Here is a 19913-nt window from a genome sequence, read left to right as displayed (position 1 = left end):
TGGATACGCCAGGGCTCACCCGCCCCACACCATGACGCTTCGGATGTATTGCGGCCCACTTTCTCGCGCACGCCGAATGCTCTTCTTCTCAGTAGTCGTTCGCGGAAGAAATGATCTCTGACCGTTGTGAACGTGGTTTCGCAGCGGTCCGAAGGATTACTTCCCAGTAACCCAGCCCCGCTTGAGGCTGGACTAATCAGGAGTGTCATCGTGTCCCTCGTGACTGAAGCCATCAACGTACCCAAGGTCGAGTTGACCGACGAAGAAATCTTTGCCGCTCACGTCGGTGGCAAGCTCTCGGTCGAGACCACAGCACCGCTCGATACTCAGCGGGCCCTCTCGATCGCCTACACGCCGGGTGTTGCTCAGGTGAGCCGCGCCATCGCTGCAGACGAAACCCTCGCCGATCGATACACGTGGACCAACCGACTCGTCGTGGTGGTCAGCGACGGCACCGCGGTTCTCGGGCTCGGCGACATCGGCCCGCGCGCATCGCTGCCCGTCATGGAGGGCAAGTCGGCACTGTTCAAGAACTTCGCCGGACTGAACTCCATTCCGCTGGTTCTCGACACCAAGGATCCCGACGAGATCGTCGAGACGCTCATCCGTCTGCGCCCGAGCTTCGGCGCGGTCAACCTCGAGGACATCTCGGCACCGCGCTGCTTCGAGATCGAGAAGCGCGTCATCGAAGCCCTCGACTGCCCCGTCATGCACGACGATCAGCACGGAACCGCCATCGTGGTCCTCGCTGCCCTCAAGGGCGCTGTCAAGGTCCAGAGCCGCGACATCACCACACTCAAGGTCGTCATCTCCGGCGCCGGCGCTGCGGGTGTTGCCTGCGCGAACATCCTGCTCGCCGCCGGAATCAGCGACGTCATCGTGCTGGACTCGAAGGGCATCATCTCGGGTGAGCGCAGCGACCTCAACGACGTGAAGGCAGAACTCGCAGCCCGCACCAATCCCCGCGACCTGCACGGTGGTGCCATCGAGGCACTCGAGGGTGCTGACGTGTTCCTGGGTGTCTCGGCGGGCAAGATCCCCGAGGAGCTCATCGCTTCGATGGCTCCCGAGTCGATCGTGTTCGCGCTTTCCAACCCGGACCCGGAGATTCACCCCGAGACCGCGTCGAAGTACGCGGCGATCGTGGCTACGGGTCGCAGTGATTTCCCGAACCAGATCAACAACGTTCTCGCCTTCCCCGGTGTGTTCAAGGGCGCGCTCGACGCCGGCGCCCGTCGCATCACCGAAGGTATGAAGCTCGCTGCCGCCGAGGCAATCCTGTCGGTGGTCGGCGACGAGTTGGCAGCGGACAAAATCGTCCCCAGCCCACTCGACCCTCGCGTGGCACCCGCAGTAGCGGAAGCCGTCGCGGCCGCAGCGCATGCTGAGGGCGTGACCAGCTAAGAGGGACTACGAAAGCCCCGATCGGAACCCGCACACAAGGTTCCGATCGGGGCTTTTTCGTGGGATTCTCGCGCTACAGACGAGCGAGGTCGGGTGTTCGACGCAGCCTGCCGGTGCCGGGAACCGATGCCCAGACCACCAGTGCCAGTAGGCCGTCCACGACGAGAGCTACCACCGCGACCAGGATTGCGCCGACGACAACTCGGTCGTACTTGTAGAGAGCGAGACCGTCGAAGATGTACCGGCCGAGACCGCCGAGGTTGACGTAGGCAGCGACCGTCGCTGTGGCAATCACCTGCAGTGTGGCGTTGCGGAGTCCACCGAGAATCAATGGCAGCGCATTGGGTATCTCGACGCGGAAGAGTACTTGGAGTTCGGTCATACCCATCGCCCGCGCGGCCTCGACGACGCCACGGTCGACGCTGGCGATTCCGGCGTACGTGCCGGCGAGGAGTGGGGGAATGCCGAGGATCACGAGCGCGAGAATCGGCGGCATCACCCCGAGTCCCATGAGAAGAACGAGGAACGTCAGCAAACCGAGTGTGGGTAACGACCGCAGTGCGTTGACCAGACTGACGACCACGATCTCACCGCGGCGTAGATGGCCGATGAGCAATCCGATGGGCACCGCGATCACGGCCGAAAGTGCCACGGCCAGAACGCTGTACCACAGGTGCTGGAGAATGCGTGTGCCGATTCCGGTGTCGCCGCTCCAATTTCCGGGATCGACGATGAAGTCCCAGGCTCCGGTGAAGATGCTCATACGGGTTCCCCCTCGGCTGACAGGACGGCGGGAACCTTCGACGAGTTCGAGGTCGAGGTCCTGGTCCACGGGGTCAGGAATCGGCCGATCAGATACAGGATCAGATCGAGCGCCAGTGCCAGCACCACGATCGCGATGATGCCGGCAACGATCTGGTCCGGGTAGTCGCGGTCGTAGCCCTGTTTGAACAGAACTCCCAGCCCGCCGATTCCGATCAGTGATCCGACCGACACCAGCGAAATATTGGTAACGGCAATAACTCTGATGTTCGCGATCATGACCGGCAGCGCCAACGGCAACTCGACCGTCAGGGCGCGTCGTAGTGGCGTGAATCCGACGGCGGTGGAGGCGTCGATGACGTTGTCCGGCACCGAGTCGAGTGCTTCGGGCACAGCCCGGATGAGCAGTGCCGTCGCATACACGCTGAGTGCGATCACCACGTTGAGCGGATCAAGGGTCTTGAGGCCGAACAACTGAGGAATCGTGACGAACAGCGCGAGCGACGGAATCGTGAACGCGATGCTCGCCAGGGTCAACGTGATTCGGCGCAGCCACCTGACGTTGCGGATCGCTGTACCGACCGGAACGGCAATCAGGAGACCGATCAGCAAGGGGAGCAGCGCCAGATACAGATGGGTCTTCGAGTAATCCACGACCGTCGAGAAATTGTCGATGAGCCAGCGCATGCCGCTACGCCCCGAATCCCTCGGTGAAGGCGACTCGGTTGCGTTCCTCGTCCTCGCGTCGACGCTGATCTGCCAATTTCGCGACGACTTCGGAACCGAGGATCCCGCCGATCACCGCGCCCTCTGCGTCGACGGCAACACCGATACCGGAAGGGGAAGAGATTGCCGCATCGAGTGCTTGGCGGAGATCGCCGCCGGGGGAGAACAACGAACCTCCGGCCGACGTCGACTGCGCAAGAGTGCGTCCCGAGCGCAGACCTTCGACGCCGGTCACGTCGATCCATCCCTGTGGACTTCCGTTGTCCGTGACCACGAGAACCCACTCGCCCAATTCGAGACGCAGAGCCTTCAATTCGTTCTCGACGGCCGTACGGACCGGGTGAAGCGGAACCTCGTCGGCAGCACGGAACGACAATCCCCGATAGCCGCGATCGCGTCCGACGAATCCGGCGACAAAATCCGTTGCCGGTGCGGCCAACACGTCGCGAGGCGCCGCCACCTGCTGAAGCCGTCCGCCGGGACCGAAGACGGCAATGTGATCACCGAGTTTGACTGCCTCGTCGATGTCGTGGGTGACAAAGACGATCGTCTTCTTCAGTTCGCTTTGCAGACGGAGCATTTCGGTCTGCAAATCCTCACGCACCACGGGATCGACGGCGCTGAAGGGCTCGTCCATCAACAGGATCGGCGGATCGGCTGCCAGCGCACGGGCTACTCCCACACGTTGCTGTTGCCCACCCGAGAGTTGCCCGGGATAGCGAGTGGCAAGTGAAATGTCCAGACCGACTCGTTCGAGAACACCCAACGCGGCTTTACGTGCGGCGCGGCGGGACTCACCACGCAGCACCGGAACCGTTGCGACGTTGTCGATCACGGTGCGGTGGGGAAGTAGGCCGGCATTCTGAATGACGTACCCGATGCCGAGACGCAGTTTCACCGCGTCGGTCTGGGCGATGTCACGACCGTCGACGAAGATCTTGCCCGACGTCGGTGTGATCATCCGGTTGATCATGCGCATCGACGTCGTCTTGCCGCACCCGGACGGCCCCACGAACACCGTGAACGACTCGGCCTCGATGGTGAGATCGAGACGGTCGACGGCGGTGGTGCCGTCCGGGTACTGCTTGGTGACACCCTCGAAGGTGATCACGTGACTACGAGACCGGCTTGTCGAGGCCCTGCGCCGTCACCCACGCCTTGGCCGCCGCTGCCGGCTCCGTCTTGGTGTCGCCGGACACCTGGACGTTGAGAGCCAACAATTCTTCGGTGGTGAGCTTGGCGGACACCGCATCGAGGACCGTCTTCAGCTTGTCGGAAGACTTCGAGGCACGCAGCACCGGCACCACGTTCTGAGCCGGGAAATTGTTCTTCGGGTCTTCGAGAACCACGAAGTTGTTCGCCGGGATGGAGGCCGACGTCGTGAAGATGTTTGCTGCGGTGATGTCACCGGACGAGAGCGCCTTCACGGTTGCCGGTCCACCGCCGTCGGCGATCGGAACGAAGTTGGCAGCCGAGATGTCGAGCCCGTAATTGGACTTCAAACCGGGCAATCCGGCTGGACGTTCCTGGAACTCGGCCGGAGCACCGAACTTGACTTCGGCGGAATGCGGAGCCAGATCGGCAATCGTCTTCAGGTTCCACTTGTCGGCGGTTTCTTTCGTGACGACGACGGCGTCCTTGTCCTCGGCGGATGCAGGCGTCGCAATTGCCAATTCCGACCCGAGAGCTGCGGGAAGGGCGGCGAGGACGTCAGCGGAGCTGGTGGCCGTGCTGTCGGGACCCAAGTACTGCAGGAGATTTCCCGTGTAATCCGGAATTACGCTGATCGACCCGTCCTTGAGCGCCGGAATGTACGCCTCACGGCTGCCGACGTTGAACGACGTGGAGACATCGAACCCGTTGACACGCAGTGCTTCGGCGTAGATGTTGGCGATCGTCTCGGATTCGGTGAAGTTGGCGGAGCCGACGACGACCGCGTTGGGATCGCTGTTGGAGTCACCGTCACTGCTACCGCACGCTGTCAGTGCAGTGAGAGAGACGACAGTTGCCGCGGCTACGAGCCAACGGTTGGAACGAAATCGTGAGGTGCGCATGAGCGTCCTTCCGGTTTTTCGGGCGTCCCGTGTTTCGGGCGTCGGTGACCATCCCTTGTGGCGAAGCCACCTGGGTGACTTCGACGGCGCCGCCACCGAGTGGCAGCGTCAGGACTGGTTACCGCGCATCGCCCGACAAGTGTAACGATAGGTACCGACATGGCACGGTTTTCGATCCATGGGATTGGATGTGAGGATTTCGGTGAAGAGCACACGCACGAAGTATTCGACTGTTGTTGCAGCACTGATGGTCCTGCCGATTCTCAGCGGATGCGCAAACGGTGATTCGGTGGTAGAGGGCGCCGGAGCGGAGTCTCGCGAGCAGATCGTGGTGGCTGCCGACGCATCAGTGGAGAGTTCGGTGTTGGCCGAAGTGTATTCGACGGTGCTCTCCTCGTCCGGCCTGTCGGCTCGCGTCGAATCGGTGGGTGGTGGCCGAAACCAATCACTCGAGGCTCTGGACGCAGCGCGAGTCACGCTGGTACCCGAGTTCACCGGTGCGCTGCTCGATCACTACGACCCGTCATCCCCGGCCCGTAAGGCCGACGACGTCTTCGAAGCCTTGAGTCGCTCTCTGCCGGAGGGTCTTTCGGTCTCCGACTATGCGATGGCCGAAGACCGTGCGGTCGTTGCACTCGACACCGCATACGCACAGTCGTTGGGAGCGAAGACGATAGAGGCCTTTGCCCCTTCGTGTGCCGCGGCAACGCCCCTCGTCTCCGCGAGATTCGTCGAGGACGGGGCAGTGGAACAGTTGGCCGAGGGTGCCGAGTGTGTCTTCGCCGGGGTCGATCTGGTAACTCCGGTCGACGTGCCCGGTGCACAAGTATTCGGAACCACGACGCTGTCAGCACTGGCACAATCCGATGCCGTCACAGTGCTCGCTGATTCGAATCACGTTCTGGCTGCGCAGAACGTCGTTCCGCTTTTCCGAACGGGCGCACTGGGAGATTCGGCTGTCAAGGCGCTCAGCGTCGTCGCCGGTGAACTGTCCACCACCGACCTCGCCACGATGATCGAGCAGGTGCGGGCCGGCAACGCGTCAGCCTCGGAAGTCGCCCGCACCTGGTGGGACACCCGTCAGTGACATAGACGGCGTGGGACACCCGTCAGTGACATGGACGGCGTGGGACACCCGTCAGTGACATAGACGGAGTCGGCCACCCGTCAGTGAGCGCTCGATCCCACCGCTGAACTCGAATCATCCTTGGCGCGAATCAGTTTCGAGGCGATGAAATGGCCGAGGTCGGCAACAGCGTCTGCTGCTTCCTTGACCAGTGACGCCTGGGCGTGAGCCACGTGCCACAGTCGTGCGTACTCGACCAGGGACACGTCGACGCCGGCAGCGGCGAGTTTGTCGGTGAACGTCATGATCTGCGGGTAGAGAACTTCCTCCGACCCGACGTGAATCCTGGTGGGTGGCAACCCGTCGAGCTTGCCGTGCATCGGTGCGTAGCCGGGATCGGTGCGATCGCCGCCGGCAAGGTAAGCGTCGGCGGCATCGAAGGACCACGCGGTGTTGACGACGAGGTCGGCCTTTTTGGTGGCACCTCGATCGCCCGGATCGACCCACGGTGAGATCAACGCAAGCGCGCCGGGGGTCACGCCGTGGCGCTCGATCAGACGCAGAGCGGTCGCGGCGGCCAAACCGCCACCGGCCGAATCGCCGGCGATGGCAACGCGGTCCTCCGAATAGTCGAACTCGGTGACCAACTGCATGAAGGCTGAGACCGCGTCGTCGAGCGCGGCGGGATACGGGTTCTCGGGTGCGAGACGGTAGTCCAGCGTGAATACCGCACTGGACGACTCACGTGCGAGATGCGCTGCGAGAGAACGGTGTGTGGCCAGCGAACCCAGCGTGTATGCCCCGCCGTGCAGGTAGAGAACTGCAGTGGGTCGCTCGGTTGCGCCGACGGTGATCTTCTCCGCCGGTCGGCAGGCCAGCTCCAGCGGGCGCACGACGGCGCCCGCTGGGACCTGCTGTAGTGGTGCCCCGGCCTCGAGCAGCAGACGTTGAATCCGATACGGCAGTCTCGAGTTGAAAGCCAGACGGAAGTACGGCTTCAACAAGAACGCGACCACGGGCAGCGGAAGGGTGAACGTGCTCACCGGCAGGGCTCCTGACTTTGTATACGAACTGCGCTGTAAACGAACTCAGCTGGACTTGGGCATCATTCGACCGGCGACGATCGCGACGATGCGCTGGTAGCCCGATCCTACGAGGCGAACCCAGGCATCGAGTGCGATTGCGTCCATCCCGATGAGAACTCGCGGCTTGCTCTTGCGAACACCGTTGACGATCGTCTTGGCCGCGTCCTCCGGAGTGGTGCGCGCGAGCTTGCGGTCGAAGAACTCGGAGAAGACGGCAAGATCTTCGCCCGGTCCTGCGGTGGCGTTGCGTGCGATGGCCGTCTTGATTCCGCCCGGGTGCACACAGGTCACCTTCACCGGATGCTTGGCGATCAGCATTTCCTGGCGAAGCGACTCGGTGAAGCCGCGAACGGCGAACTTGGCCGAGTTGTAGGCGCTCTGACCGGGCATCGACAGCAGGCCGAAGAGGCTCGACACGTTCACGATGTGCCCGTCGCCGGAGGCGATGACGTGGGGGAGGAATGCCTTGGTGCCGTTGACAACTCCCCAGAAATCGACGTCCATGACGCGTTCGAAGTCCTTGAATTCGGACTTCTCGAAGGTGCCGTGGTACGCGATTCCGGCGTTGTTGTAGATCTGGTTGACCTTGCCGAAATGGGCGACGACTGCGTCGGCGTACTCGAGAACCGCTTCGCGCTGGGTGACGTCGAGATGGTCCGACTTCACCTCGGCGCCGATGGCTTCCACCAGACGCGTTGTCTCGGCCAGACCGACGGTGTCCACGTCGGAGATCGCCAACTTGGCGCCCTGGCCGGCCAGGTTCAGTGCGAGAGCGCGACCGATGCCCGATCCTGCTCCGGTGATGACTACGACCTTGCCTGCAAAATCACTCATTGTGCTACTGCCTTCTCGTCGTCGAGGTCGATCTGTGAAGTGGTCGCGGTGCCGACGGCGCCGAGATCCGAGGTGGCGACGCTGCGGTATGCCGCGAGGTCGAAATGCTTGGTGGCATTGCGGAACTGGAAGGTGAAGCCCGGCCACAGGGTGGTGTTGTTTCCGTGCTTGTCCATGTACCAGCTGGCGCAACCGCCGTTGTTCCAGACGCTCTTGGACATAGCTGCCTGCAGGTCCTTGTTGTACTTGTCCTGCTTGTCCTTGCGCACCTCGATGGTGCCGATGTCGTACTTGTCGATGGTGGCGATCGCGTCGACCAGGTAATTGATCTGCGACTCGATCATGAAGACCATCGACGAATGTCCGAGGCCGGTGTTGGGTCCGACGAGGAAGAACATGTTGGGGAAGTTGGCAACTGCCGCGCCCTTGTACCCCTGCATGCCGGTCTCTTCGAAGACCTCGGCGAGCGAGCGCCCGTCCTTGCCGAAGATTCCCGCGAAGGTGGGGGAGTCGGTGACGTGGAAACCGGTCGCCACGACGATGGCATCGATCTCACGCGTGGTGCCGGTCTTCGAGACGATCCCGTTGGCGGTGACCTCTTCGATGCCTTCGGTCACCAGATCGACATTGTCCTGGGCGAGAGTGGGGAAGTAGTTGTTCGAGATCAGCATGCGCTTGCAGCCGATCTGGAAGTTGGGCATGACCTTCTTGCGAAGATCCTTGTCCTTGATCTGAGCCTTCAGGTGACGCTCGGCGGCGAACTGCAGCGGCTTCATGAACACCGGCGCCTTGGCCAGGCCTACGACCTGCGTCTCTCGCATCCAGTAGATGCCGGTACGGCACAGTTTCTGGAAGCCGGGAAGGTACTTGAACGCGAGGTGCTCGATCTTGGTGTACTCGCGGTCTGCGCGGGGCAGGATCCACGGCGCCGTGCGCTGGTACACGTCGAGGTGTGAGACCTTCTTGCCGATGGCCGGCACGATCTGGATGGCGGAGGCGCCGGTTCCGATGACGGCCACGCGCTTGCCGGTCAGATCCGCGTCGTGGTTCCAGCGCGAGGAGTGGAAGATCTCGCCCTTGAATCCGTCGATGCCCTTGATGTCCGGAAGTGAAGGCTCACACAGTGCGCCGACGGCCGAGACGACGATCTTTGCGACGAATTCACCCTTGTTCGTGCTGACGTGCCACCGAGCAGACGTCTCGTCCCACCGGGCGGAGAGAACGTCGCAGTCGAAGATGTGCTTGTCGAGCACCTTGTGGCGGTTGGCCACCGACTGGATGTACTTGTAGATCTCGGGCTGAGTGGAGAAGGAGCGCGTCCACTCCGGATTGAGTGCAAAAGAGTACGAGTACAAATGCGACGGCACGTCACACGCGGCGCCCGGGTAGCTGTTGTCACGCCAGGTTCCGCCGACGTCGTTGCCGCGCTCGAGAACGACGTAGTCGGTGATGCCGGCCTGTGCCAGTTTGATCGCCGCACCGAGACCGGCGAAACCACTGCCGATGATCAGTGTGCCGACGTGGCGAGTATCCGCGGCAGGTGCTGAGGTATCTGTAACTGGAAGACTCATGTAGGGAACGATATGCCTTTATTGAGTCACGGTCAATAGCTTATTGACGAATATTCAGTAGTCTATTGGCATGGACGCAGTGAAGCGAACGCGACTCGACCCTGCGCAACGCCGAGCGCAACTCATCGACCTCGGAGCGCGCATGCTGGCCGAACGGCCGCTCGAACAGATTTCCGTCGAGGACATCGCCGATCAGGCCGGTGTCTCGCGGGGGCTTCTGTTCCACTACTTCGCGTCGAAAAGCGAGTTCCACCTGGCCATCGTCCGGCACAGCAGTGAACAGATGCTCCAACGCACCGAACCGAGTGAATCGGACGACCCGATGCTCACCCTCCGCTCGGTGCTGGCGTCGTACGTCGACTACGTGACCGAGAACCGCAATACCTACGTTTCACTGCTGCGGGGAACCGCCAGTGGAGATCCGCAGATGCGTGAGGTGTTCGAGCAGACCCGCGACATCATGGCCAAGAGAACCCTCGATCAGCTCCCGAAGATCGGCCTGACTCGAACGCCTCAGGTGGAGCTGGCCGTTCGCGGTTGGATCGCGTTCGTCGAGGAAGCCACCATCAGTTGGCTCCGTGCGCCGGCCATCACCCGCGAGGAACTGATCGACCTGACGGTTCAGTCGTTGCCTGCGTTGGCGCTGGCTGCCGTCGGCTTCGACGCCGGGCCGGATCTGGGTCTGCTGCAATCGAATTGACGTGAACGCAGAGAGGCCGGGCCCCACACTCCTTGCGGAATGTGGGGCCCGGCCTCGAGTAACGCTATGTCAGATCAGTTGGTCGGCAGGAACGCCACTGATCAATTGGTCGGCAGAAACGCCTCGTCCAGAATCTCCTGCTGCTCCACCGCGTGCACCTTGCTCGATCCCGAAGAGGGAGCGGACATCGGACGACGCGAGATGCGCTTGATGCCGGTCAAGGTCTCCGGCAGAAGCTCCGGCAGTGCCAGTCCGAGGAACGGCCACGCGCCCTGGTTGGCAGGCTCTTCCTGGACCCAACGGAACTGATCCGCATTCGGGTAACGGTCCAGGGTCTCCTTGAGGCGACGCTTCGGCACCGGGTACAGCTGCTCCATGCGCACGATGGCGATGTCGTCACGCTCGTCCTTGTGCTTCTTCGCCAGGAGCTCCCAGTACAGCTTGCCGCTGACCAGCAGAACCCGCTTGACCGATTCGCGAGCGCTTTCGCCGCTCTCGTATGCCGGCTCCTCGAAGACCGAACGGAACTTGCCCGTCGTGAAGTCCTCGACGTTGCTGACTGCAGCCTTGTTACGCAGCATCGACTTGGGGGTGAAGACCACCAGCGGACGGCGGATGCCGTCGAGGTGATGGCGACGCAGCAAGTGGAAGTAGCTGGCCGGAGTCGACGGAACCGCCACGGTCATCGAGCCTTCGGCGCACAGCTGAAGGAAACGCTCGATGCGACCGGAGGTGTGGTCCGGGCCCTGACCCTCGTGACCGTGCGGCAGGAGCAGCACGACGTCGGAGAGCTGACCCCACTTGGCCTCGCCCGAAGAGATGAACTCGTCGATGATGGTCTGCGCGCCGTTGACGAAGTCACCGAACTGCGCTTCCCACAGGACCAGAGCGTCGGGGTTACCGACCGAGTAGCCGTACTCGAAGCCCAGACCCGCGTACTCGGTGAGTGCGGAGTCGTAGACCATGAACTTGCCGCCGTTTTCGGCGTCGGCTGCGATCTTGGCGATCGGGCTGTACTCGTTGCCGGTCTTGCGGTCGATGAGAACCGAGTGACGCTGGGTGAACGTTCCGCGCTTGGAGTCCTGACCCGCGAGGCGGATCAAGGCACCCTGCTCGGCCAGCGAACCGAAAGCGAGCAACTCGGCGAACGCCCAGTCGACATGCCCGTCACGAGCCATCTCACGACGCTTCTCGGCAACCGGCTTGACGCGCGGGTGAACGGTGAAGCCCTCGGGGACGTTGACGAACGCGTCGCCGATGCGCTCGAGAACCTCGGGAGCCACAGCCGTGGTCAGGCGAGCCGGCGGAGTCTGGTCGAGTTCGACGGACTCGGACGGTTCCGGCTGGAACTTCTCGAGTTCACGGACCTCGTTGAAGACCCGTTCGAGCTGGCCCTGGTAGTCGCGAAGTGCGTCTTCGGCTTCCTTGAGCGAGATGTCACCGCGGCCGATGAGGGACTCGGTGTAGCTCTTACGAACGCTGCGCTTGGTGTCGATCACGTCGTACATGGCCGGCTGGGTCATCGACGGGTCGTCGCCCTCGTTGTGACCGCGGCGGCGGTAGCAGATGAGGTCGATGACGACGTCCTTGCCGAACTTCTCACGGAAGTCGACGGCCAGCTGAGCAACCCAGACGCACGCCTCGGGGTCGTCGCCGTTGACGTGGAAGACCGGTGCGGCGATCATCTTCGCGACGTCGGTGCAGTACTCGGACGAACGTGAGTGTTCCGGGGCGGTGGTGAAACCGACCTGGTTGTTCACGACGATGTGCACGGTGCCGCCGGTGCGGTAGCCGCGCAGCAGAGAGAGGTTCAACGTCTCGGCGACAACACCCTGACCGGCGAATGCAGCGTCGCCGTGCAGCATGAGCGGCAGGACGGTGAAGCCTTCTTCACCCTTGTCGAGGATGTCCTGCTTGGCGCGAACCAGGCCTTCGAGAACCGGGTCGACGGCCTCGAGATGCGACGGGTTGGCGGTCAGCGATACAGCGATGTCGTTGTCACCGAACATCTGGATGTACGTGCCGCTGGCACCCAAGTGGTACTTCACGTCACCGGAGCCGTGAGCGGCCGCCGGGTTCATGTTGCCCTCGAACTCCGTGAAGATCTTGGAGTAGGGCTTCCCGACGATGTTGGCCAGCACGTTGAGTCGACCACGGTGCGGCATGCCGATGACGACCTCGTCGAGCTGGTGCTCGGCGGCCTGGTCGATCACGGCGTCCATCATCGGGATGACGGCTTCGGCGCCCTCGAGCGAGAAGCGCTTCTGGCCGACGTACTTGGTCTGCAGGAACGTCTCGAAAGCCTCGGCGGCGTTGAGCTTGCTCAGGATGTACTTCTGCTGAGCGACCGAAGGCTTGGCGTGATGGCCCTCCACTCGGTCCTGGATCCACTGACGCTGATCCGTCTCGAGGATGTGCGTGTACTCGACACCGACGTGGCGGCAGTACGCGTCGCGCAGCACGCTCAACACGTCGCGCAGCTTCATCTTCTCTTGGCCGTGGAAGCCGCCGACCTTGAACTCGCGGTCCAGATCCCACAGCGTCAGGCCGTGGCTGATGACGTCGAGGTCGGGGTGGCTGTGGAACTTGTCCTTGACGAACTGCAACGGGTCCGTGTCGGCCATGAGGTGGCCGCGGTCGCGGTAGGCAGCGATCAGTTCGAGAACACGGGTGTTCTTGTCGACGGCGCCTTCCGGCACGTCCTTGCGCCAACGCACCGGCTCGTACGGGTTGCCGAGCGCGTGGAAGATCTCGTCGTAGAACTCGTCACTGATCAGCAGGTTGTGGATCGTGCGCAGGAAATCGCCCGACTCGGCACCCTGGATGATGCGGTGGTCGTAGGTCGAGGTGAGGGTCATCAGCTTGCCGACGCCCATCTCGGCCAACTTCTCGTCGCTGGCGCCCTGGAACTCGGCGGGGTATTCCATCGCGCCGGCACCGATGATGGCGCCCTGGCCCTTCATCAGGCGCGGAACGGAGTGAACCGTACCGATGCCGCCCGGGTTGGTCAGCGAGATGGTGACGCCGGTGAAGTCTTCGCCGGTGAGCTTGCCCTCACGAGCGCGGCGGACGATGTCCTCGTATGCCGCGTGGAACTGGACGAAGTTCATCGACTCGGTGTTCCGGATGGCGGCAACCACCAGTGAGCGGTTGCCGTCCTTACCGGGAAGGTCGATCGCGAGTCCGAGATTGGTGTGCTCGGGTGTGACCGCGTTCGGCTTGCCGTCGATTTCGGCGAAGTGCCGGTTCATGTTGGGGAACGCGTTGACCGCTTGGACGATCGCGTAACCCAGGAGATGGGTGAACGAGATCTTGCCGCCGCGAGTACGTGCGAGATGGTTGTTGATGACGATGCGGTTGTCGAACATCAGCTTCGCGGGGATGGCACGCACGCTGGTTGCCGTCGGGATCTCGAGCGAGAGCGACATGTTCTTGACGACCGCGGCTGCGGCGCCGCGCAGAACCTTGGTTTCCTCGGCTCCACCGGCGGGGGCGGGCTTTGCGGGAGCGGCCGCGGGCTTTGTTGCTGCGGGCTTGGCCGGGGCGGCCTTCGCGGCGGGCGCTGCCGTCTTCGCGGGGGCCGGTGCAGCAGCCTTGGCAGGTGGCGCAGGAGGTGCGGTCTTGGGGGCGGGAGGCGTGGCCTTGGGAGCAGCAGGCGGAGCTACAACAGCGGCGGGTGCAGCCGCGTTGCCGTTCGAGGCAGTCCCGTTTCCACCTCCCGTGTTCGCCGAGTCCGGCGAGTAATCGGTCAAGAATTCGTGCCAACTGGGATCCACGGACGACGGGTCGTCCTGGAAGCGTTGGTACATCTCGTCAACCAGCCACTGGTTCTGTCCGAATTGGGATGTAGAACTGCTGCTCACGGCAGGTGTTCGCCTCGTTTCTATTTCGGTACCCGATCAGAGCGCCTATATACATGAGATTAGCCCGAGCGTGTGACGAGCAATTGTGCGGCACACAATTTGTGAGCTGTCTCACGGAAGTCCGTGATCTTGCGATCGCGCACTCCCTCTCGGCGGTACAAATCCGTGCCGACTGTCACGCGACGGGGTTGCCTTCGATGACAGTTCTCGACGTCAGATTATTCCCCTCACGCGCCTGCGATGCATCCCAGAGTCCCGAGTAGTGACCACCGGCATACCGCAGAACATCGTGCGGGCCGTATTCAACGATACGTCCCCGGTCAACTACGACAACGAGGTCTGCTCGGGCGGCAGTGGCGAGGCGGTGAGCTACGACGACCGACGTCCGTTTCCGGGTGACCGACCGACTTGCTTCAAGCACCATTCGTTCGGTCGCGGGATCCAGCGTCGCGGTCGCCTCGTCGAGGAGAAGTAGGTCCGGGTCGACCAGTTCGGCACGGGCCAATGCGATCAATTGGCGCTGGCCCGCCGAGAGCCCCTGGCCACGCTCGCCGACGGGATGGTTCATGCCTCCACGCATGTCGGCTATCGAATTCAGTGCGCCGACGGAACGCGCCGCTTCCTCGATCTCCTCGTGCGAAGCCGACGGCCTGCCGTACGCGATGTTGTCGGCGACCGTGCCGGTGAACAGATGTGCTTCCTGCGGGACCACGCCGAGGCGACGGCGGTACTGCGAGAGATGGAAGTTCCGGATATCGGTGCCGTCCACGTCGACGGATCCGGACGTCGGGTCGTAGAAGCGGGCGAGCAATTTCACCACTGTCGACTTCCCGGCGCCGGTTCGGCCGACCAGAGCGACCGTCGTGCCCGGCGGGATCTGCAGATCGAATTCGGAGAGCGCGTCGACGTCCGCTCCCGAGTACCGGAACCCGACACCGTCGAGATGGACGGCGCCGTCCAGCCGTCCGGAGATCGGGATCAGATCCTCGCTGTCGGCGGTCTCGATCGAACTGCGAGTGCGCAGCAGATCGCCGATTCGCTGCAATCCGACGTTTGCCTGTTGGTAACCGTCGAAGACCTGTGAGAGTTGCTGAATCGGTCCGAACAGCAGGCCGAGGTAGAGCACGAAAGCGATCAGTACGCCGGGCGACGTCGATCCGTTGGCGATCTGGTGGGCACCGACGAACACGACCGCGGCCAACGCGAGATCGGACAGGAACGAGATGAACGGGAAGTAGATCGAGATGGCTCGCTGTGACCGCATCCGCGATCGGCGGTAGCTTTCGGAGCGCTCGGCGAACCTGCGCGCGGCACCTTCCTCGCGGCGGTAGGCCTGAGCCGCTCGCAGGCCGGCGATGTTCTCCTGGAAGTCGGCGTTGACGAGCGAGATCCGCTCGCGGGACTGACTGTAGGCAACCGAGGAGATCTTGCGGAAGATCACGGTCGCAACCACGAGCGGTGGGATGACGGCCAGCGCCACCAGGCCGAGCGTCACGTCGGTCGCGAGGAGCGCGATCGAAATTCCGCCGACCGTCAGGACACTCACGATCGCCGTCGACATGCCGGTCTGGATGAACGACGAGAGCGCGTCGACGTCTGTGGTCATGCGAGTCATGATGCGTCCGGACAATTCACGTTCGTAGTAGTCCAGACCCAGGCGCTGCAGGTGTGCGTAGCTGCGTACGCGGAGCCCGAACAACACGCGTTCGCCGGCCCTGGCGGTGATGACCGTCATGACCGCGACGATGACCCAGTCGGCGGCAACCAGGAGCGCTCCGAATGCCGTCGCGATCCACAGCGTGCTGCTGTCCGCGGTCACGACACCGTGGTCGATGGCGTATCTGACGAGCGAGGGGAACGCGATCGCTGCGGCCGAGTCCAGAGCAAGACAGACGACAACTGCCAGCAGGACCCAGCGGACGGGCCTCAATATCTGTCCGAGGGAGAACTGTGGATTCGATTCGCGCAGGCTCTCGGGAGCGATTCCGGGATCTTCGCGCGCGGGCGGGAGCGCGTCGACTGCTGCCCTCAGGGAGGGCGTCACCGCGATTCCGCTGAGTGCTCCGGCCATCGGTCCGCCTGCACTCTGCGTCGAAGCCGCGGTGTTGTCGGCTTCGGATTCCGGTGCCTGCGGCCACAACTGCTCGGCTGTCGGTTCGCGGTCGTCGCGTCCGAAGGCATCGGGGCCGACCTCGTCGAGTTGGTCCGGTAGTTCCGGAGGCGAGGAGAACAGGGCGCGAAAGAGCGGACATCGCCCTTCCAACTCGTCCACGGTGCCGGAGTCGATGATCCGTCCGCCGTCGAGAACTGCTACCCGATCGGCCAGCGTCAGGGTGGATCGCCGGTGAGCGAGGATCAGCGTGGTCTGCCGTCGTCGGGCGCGGAAAGCGTCGAAGATCGCCGCTTCGGTTGCCGCGTCGACGGCGGAGGTGGCGTCGTCGAGTACCAGGATCCGTGGGTCGACAAGCAGAGCTCTCGCAAGCGCGATGCGCTGACGTTGTCCACCGGACAACGTCAGTCCGCGCTCACCGACAACGGTGTCGTATCCGTCCGGAAGTGCCTCGATGAAGGCGTCTGCCTGTGCCAATGCAGCCGCGGCGCGGATGTCCTCGTCGGAGGCGTCCTCGCGACCCAATGCGATGTTGGCGGCGATGGTGTCGGAGAACAGGAAAGGTTCGTCGAAGACGAGGCTGACGGCGGCACGAAGCTGCTCACTGCGCAGTTCGCCGATGGGGAAGCTCTGGCCACCGGTGTCGACGCTGACCTGACCCGAAGTCGGGGCGTAGAACCGGGGGAGAAGCAAGGACAACGCGGTCTTGCCCGATGCGGCCGGACCCACGACGGCGACGGTCTCGCCGGGTTCTATGCGGAGGTTCAGTCCGGTCAGGACGTCGCGTTCGGTGTCGAACCCGAATGCCACGTCGTCGAAAGTGACGCCCAGCGGACCGTCGGGAAGGTCCACCGAATGGTCCGGATCGGCGATGTCGGGTTGAGCGTTGATGACGTCGTAGACGCGCTCGACAGCCGCGCGCGCCAGCTGTGCCATGACGATGACAGACGACAAAGTTCGGGTGACACCGGTCATTGTCACGATGTAGGTGGCGAATGCGAGAAACGTTCCCACGGTGATCTTGTCGTGCAATGCGAGATACCCGCCGAGGGCGATCACTCCCACCTGCCCTAGCTGGGGCAAGGCGGCCATGGTCGGCGCGAATTTCGCGTTCAACCACGCGGCGCGAAGGCGCTCCGAATACAGCGTGCGGCTGTGCTTTTCGAGTTGGTCGACCGCTCGTTGTTCCTGCCCGAATCCCTTGACGACGCGAACGCCCGTGACGGTTTCCTCGACGTGTTGGGCGAGATCGGCGGCCCGCTGCTGCGCGGACCACGTGGCGGCGAAGAGCATCGGTCGCATCAGGAACACCACGAGTCCCACCGCGGGGATGACAGCGACGGCGACGAGAGTCAGCAACGGCGAGAGCCAAGCCATGATGCCGATCGCGAGCACGAATTGCAGGAGCGCGCCCGCCGACATCGGCACCATCGCGAGCAGACCCTGGACGAGCTGCAGATCGGTGATGGACCGGGAAACCACTTGGCCTGTGCGGATCTGATCCTGTCCGCGTCCGTCGAGACGTTGGAGTGAGCCGAGCAGGGCGAGTCGCAAGTCGTGTTGAACGTCGAGCGAGAGTCGGCCGGCCAGCATCCGTCGGCCGTACTGGCACGCGAACCGCACGATCGCGAGCACTGCGATCGCCAACGCCACGAAGCCGATCACCTTGCCAGGGTTCTCCTGTCCGGCGGCGTCGAGCGCATAGCGGGTCAGAAGCGGAAACGAGATGTCGATCGCCGAAGCGATGACGGTCACGAGAAGCGCGCCGATCGCAACTCTTCGGTGCAACCAGCATGCGTGGGCCAAGCGGCGGATCCAGCCCGGAGTTCGATCGACCTCTCCAGCTACCGGACTGTCCGTGTTGATCGTGTTCATCGAGATCCACGGTAGACCCGGCCCCAGACAGCTTTTTCAGGTGATGTCGCGGGTCCGGGTTCGCAGCCAACCGAGCCCGCAGAACAGGACCACCCAAGCCGCCAGCATCATCGGGCCGCTCGGCCAGGACGCAAAAGCGTCGACGTCGATCGACGGTGCCGCATTGACGATCGTGCCGATCGTGGCCGATACCGGAAGCGCGGCCCCGATCCCAGCGAGATCCATCGCGAGCAGCACTGCGCGGACGATCCATTCACCGAAGACGAACCACAGGATGACCGAGAGTGCCCCGGCCATCGACGAACCGGTGAGCAGGGCCACCCCGGCGCCCAGTAGTGCCCACAGCGCACACGCCAGAATGCCTGCGGCGCAGATGGCGAAGAGATCGGTGGTGAAGCTGAAGTCCCGGCCGAAGAGCAACATCGCGCCGATGCTGACTACTTCGACCGCCAGTGCGTAGCCGACGGCGAATACAGCGACGACGGCAAGTTTTGCGCCGAGAACTCCGTCGCGGCCGCGGGCTGTGAGGAACGTCGTCGTGAGAGTCTTGTAGCCGAATTCGGATCCGGCGGTGAGTGCTCCGAAGACGGCCGCGAACACCAGGACAAGCGTGTTGGAGACACCGAGGCTGACGCCGGTGGACACGACATCGACGTCGAATGTGTTGTCTGCCGAATCGGCCACAACTTCGACGAACGTCCGAGTCGAGGCAGCAATCAGCACGGCCACGACCACCGGTGCGATGGCCAGTGCCCACCAGTAGCGCAAGGTGAGAACTTTGAGTGTCTCCGCGCGCACGAGCGTGGTCATCTGTGTCCTCCGGAAGGTCCGTATGCGGCAGGGCCGTAATAGCCCGGTCCGGAACCGGGACCGGGTGGGCGGTGGTATCCGACCTGGGGAACCGCGTACTGCGGTGTTGTCATCGTGAGGAACAGTTGCTCGAGATCTGTGCCTTCGGTTGCGACACCGAAGATCGTGACTCCGGCGGCGGATGCCACCGGCGGGAGCACCGACGTATCGGTGCCGCCCACGGCGAGCCGTCCGTCCTGGGTGATCTGAGCGTCGATGATTCCGCGAGCGGCCAATGCCGTGGCGAGGAGCGCGGGGTTGGAACACGAGACGAGCAGTCGACTGCGCTGGGAGCGGCGAAGTTCGTCCATGGTCCCTTGGTAGACGAGTGAGCCGGCACTGACGATGACCACGCTGTCGACGGTTGCTTCCACCTCGCGGAGCGCGTGGCTGGAGATCAGAACCGTTCGGCCGGAACCGGCAAACGTCTGCAGGAACTGACGAAGCCACGCCATGCCCTCGGGGTCGAGCCCGTTCGCGGGTTCGTCGAGCACGAGGATCTCGGGATCACCGAGCATCGCGGTGGCAAGGATCAGGCGTTGGCGCATCCCGAGCGAGAAGGTGCCGGTCTTGTGGGCTCCGACCGAACTCAGACCGACCATTCCCAACACCTGTGCGGCCCGTTGAGTGGGCATACCGATGGCGGCTGCGTAGATCTCGAGGTGCGCCAGCGCTGTCCGCTTGGGATGGAGACTGCCGACGTCGAGGACGGCACCGACGGTTCGCGCCGGGTTGGGCAGCGAACGCATGGGCGCGCCGTTGATCGTGGCCGATCCCGAAGTCGGCGACACCAGCCCGAGGAGCATCCGCAACGTGGTCGTCTTGCCTGAACCGTTCGGGCCGAGAAACCCGGTGATCGAGCCCGCCTGAACGTCGAAGCTCAGGTCGTTGACCGCGCGCGCCGCCTTGAACGTCTTCGTCAACCCACGAATCTCGATGGGCGCAAAGAAGGATCCCATTGCGGTGTTCGTCAATGCTGCTCCCGGGTCGGCGGCGAATACGTGATGCGAGCCT

Annotated in this window: 15 protein-coding genes; 4 read left to right on the top strand and 11 right to left on the bottom strand. The window is 63.4% G+C overall.

Going from position 1 to position 19913, the window contains the following annotated elements; translation table 11 throughout:
• Window positions 1–210: 210 nt before the first annotated feature.
• Window positions 211–1404, top strand: a complete 1194-nt coding sequence (locus DBV08_RS30965; protein WP_003945072.1) for an NADP-dependent malic enzyme — start codon at window positions 211–213, stop codon at window positions 1402–1404.
• 73 nt (window positions 1405–1477) lie between these two features.
• On the opposite strand, the gene DBV08_RS30960 is transcribed toward DBV08_RS30965, so the two are convergent.
• Genes DBV08_RS30960 through DBV08_RS30945 form a run of 4 tightly spaced genes read right to left on the bottom strand, consistent with a single transcriptional unit; the run spans window position 1478 to window position 4946 of the window.
• On the bottom strand, window positions 1478–2167 hold the full coding sequence (locus DBV08_RS30960; RefSeq protein ID WP_095972891.1) for an ABC transporter permease: 690 nt from the start codon (window positions 2165–2167) through the stop codon (window positions 1478–1480).
• Window positions 2164–2853: an ABC transporter permease gene (locus tag DBV08_RS30955; RefSeq protein ID WP_095972890.1), complete on the bottom strand. Its 690-nt coding sequence runs from the start codon at window positions 2851–2853 to the stop codon at window positions 2164–2166. The genes DBV08_RS30960 and DBV08_RS30955 overlap by 4 nt, the downstream gene beginning before the upstream one ends.
• 4 nt (window positions 2854–2857) lie before the next feature.
• On the bottom strand, window positions 2858–4003 hold the full coding sequence (locus DBV08_RS30950; protein WP_124569910.1) for an ABC transporter ATP-binding protein: 1146 nt from the start codon (window positions 4001–4003) through the stop codon (window positions 2858–2860).
• A gap of 4 nt (window positions 4004–4007) precedes the next feature.
• Complete coding sequence (locus DBV08_RS30945) at window positions 4008–4946, bottom strand: ABC transporter substrate-binding protein (RefSeq protein WP_124569909.1); 939 nt, start codon at window positions 4944–4946, stop codon at window positions 4008–4010.
• Between DBV08_RS30945 and DBV08_RS32475 the strand changes: the two genes are divergently transcribed.
• On the top strand, window positions 4945–5091 hold the full coding sequence (locus DBV08_RS32475; protein WP_166813451.1) for a hypothetical protein: 147 nt from the start codon (window positions 4945–4947) through the stop codon (window positions 5089–5091). The two genes, DBV08_RS30945 and DBV08_RS32475, sit on opposite strands and share 2 nt — an antisense overlap.
• A gap of 57 nt (window positions 5092–5148) precedes the next feature.
• Window positions 5149–6033 (top strand): ABC transporter substrate-binding protein, encoded by an 885-nt coding sequence (locus DBV08_RS30940; RefSeq protein ID WP_124569908.1) that lies wholly within the window; start codon window positions 5149–5151, stop codon window positions 6031–6033.
• Between the two features lie 80 nt (window positions 6034–6113).
• Here DBV08_RS30940 and DBV08_RS30935 read toward each other — a convergent pair whose 3' ends face one another.
• Genes DBV08_RS30935 through DBV08_RS30925 form a run of 3 tightly spaced genes read right to left on the bottom strand, consistent with a single transcriptional unit; the run spans window position 6114 to window position 9502 of the window.
• Window positions 6114–7055 carry an alpha/beta hydrolase fold domain-containing protein gene (locus DBV08_RS30935; RefSeq protein ID WP_095972888.1) on the bottom strand — a complete coding sequence of 314 codons (942 nt, stop codon included), beginning with the start codon at window positions 7053–7055 and terminating at the stop codon, window positions 6114–6116.
• A 45-nt stretch (window positions 7056–7100) separates the two neighbouring features.
• A complete protein-coding gene (locus DBV08_RS30930; protein ID WP_095972887.1) occupies window positions 7101–7931 on the bottom strand; it encodes an SDR family oxidoreductase in 831 nt (276 codons plus the stop codon).
• Window positions 7928–9502: an NAD(P)/FAD-dependent oxidoreductase gene (locus DBV08_RS30925; RefSeq protein WP_124569907.1), complete on the bottom strand. Its 1575-nt coding sequence runs from the start codon at window positions 9500–9502 to the stop codon at window positions 7928–7930. The genes DBV08_RS30930 and DBV08_RS30925 overlap by 4 nt, the downstream gene beginning before the upstream one ends.
• A gap of 70 nt (window positions 9503–9572) precedes the next feature.
• Here DBV08_RS30925 and DBV08_RS30920 point away from each other — a divergent pair, with 70 nt between their 5' ends.
• Window positions 9573–10202 (top strand): TetR/AcrR family transcriptional regulator, encoded by a 630-nt coding sequence (locus DBV08_RS30920; RefSeq protein WP_007736130.1) that lies wholly within the window; start codon window positions 9573–9575, stop codon window positions 10200–10202.
• Between the two features lie 101 nt (window positions 10203–10303).
• Here the strand turns inward: DBV08_RS30920 and DBV08_RS30915 are convergent, their stop codons facing one another.
• The 4 genes from DBV08_RS30915 to DBV08_RS30900 all read right to left on the bottom strand — a co-directional run bounded on the left by DBV08_RS30915 (window position 10304) and on the right by DBV08_RS30900 (window position 19858).
• Window positions 10304–14065 carry a multifunctional oxoglutarate decarboxylase/oxoglutarate dehydrogenase thiamine pyrophosphate-binding subunit/dihydrolipoyllysine-residue succinyltransferase subunit gene (locus DBV08_RS30915; RefSeq protein ID WP_124569906.1) on the bottom strand — a complete coding sequence of 1254 codons (3762 nt, stop codon included), beginning with the start codon at window positions 14063–14065 and terminating at the stop codon, window positions 10304–10306.
• A gap of 175 nt (window positions 14066–14240) precedes the next feature.
• Window positions 14241–18050, bottom strand: a complete 3810-nt coding sequence (locus DBV08_RS30910; RefSeq protein ID WP_124569905.1) for an ABC transporter ATP-binding protein — start codon at window positions 18048–18050, stop codon at window positions 14241–14243.
• A 36-nt stretch (window positions 18051–18086) separates the two neighbouring features.
• The gene (locus DBV08_RS30905; protein ID WP_124569904.1) at window positions 18087–18860 is read right to left on the bottom strand and encodes an ABC transporter permease; all 774 of its coding nucleotides are present in this window, start codon (window positions 18858–18860) and stop codon (window positions 18087–18089) included.
• Window positions 18857–19858, bottom strand: a complete 1002-nt coding sequence (locus tag DBV08_RS30900) for an ABC transporter ATP-binding protein (protein ID WP_124569927.1) — start codon at window positions 19856–19858, stop codon at window positions 18857–18859. Before DBV08_RS30900 ends, DBV08_RS30905 begins: the two co-directional genes overlap by 4 nt.
• Window positions 19859–19913: the final 55 nt, after the last annotated feature.

The sequence above is a fragment of the Rhodococcus sp. KBW08 genome (assembly GCF_003852455.1).
Classification (GTDB): domain Bacteria; phylum Actinomycetota; class Actinomycetes; order Mycobacteriales; family Mycobacteriaceae; genus Rhodococcus_F; species Rhodococcus_F baikonurensis.
The sequence above is the reverse complement of the archived record's forward strand: the minus strand, read 5'-3'. Positions and strand labels throughout refer to the sequence as shown.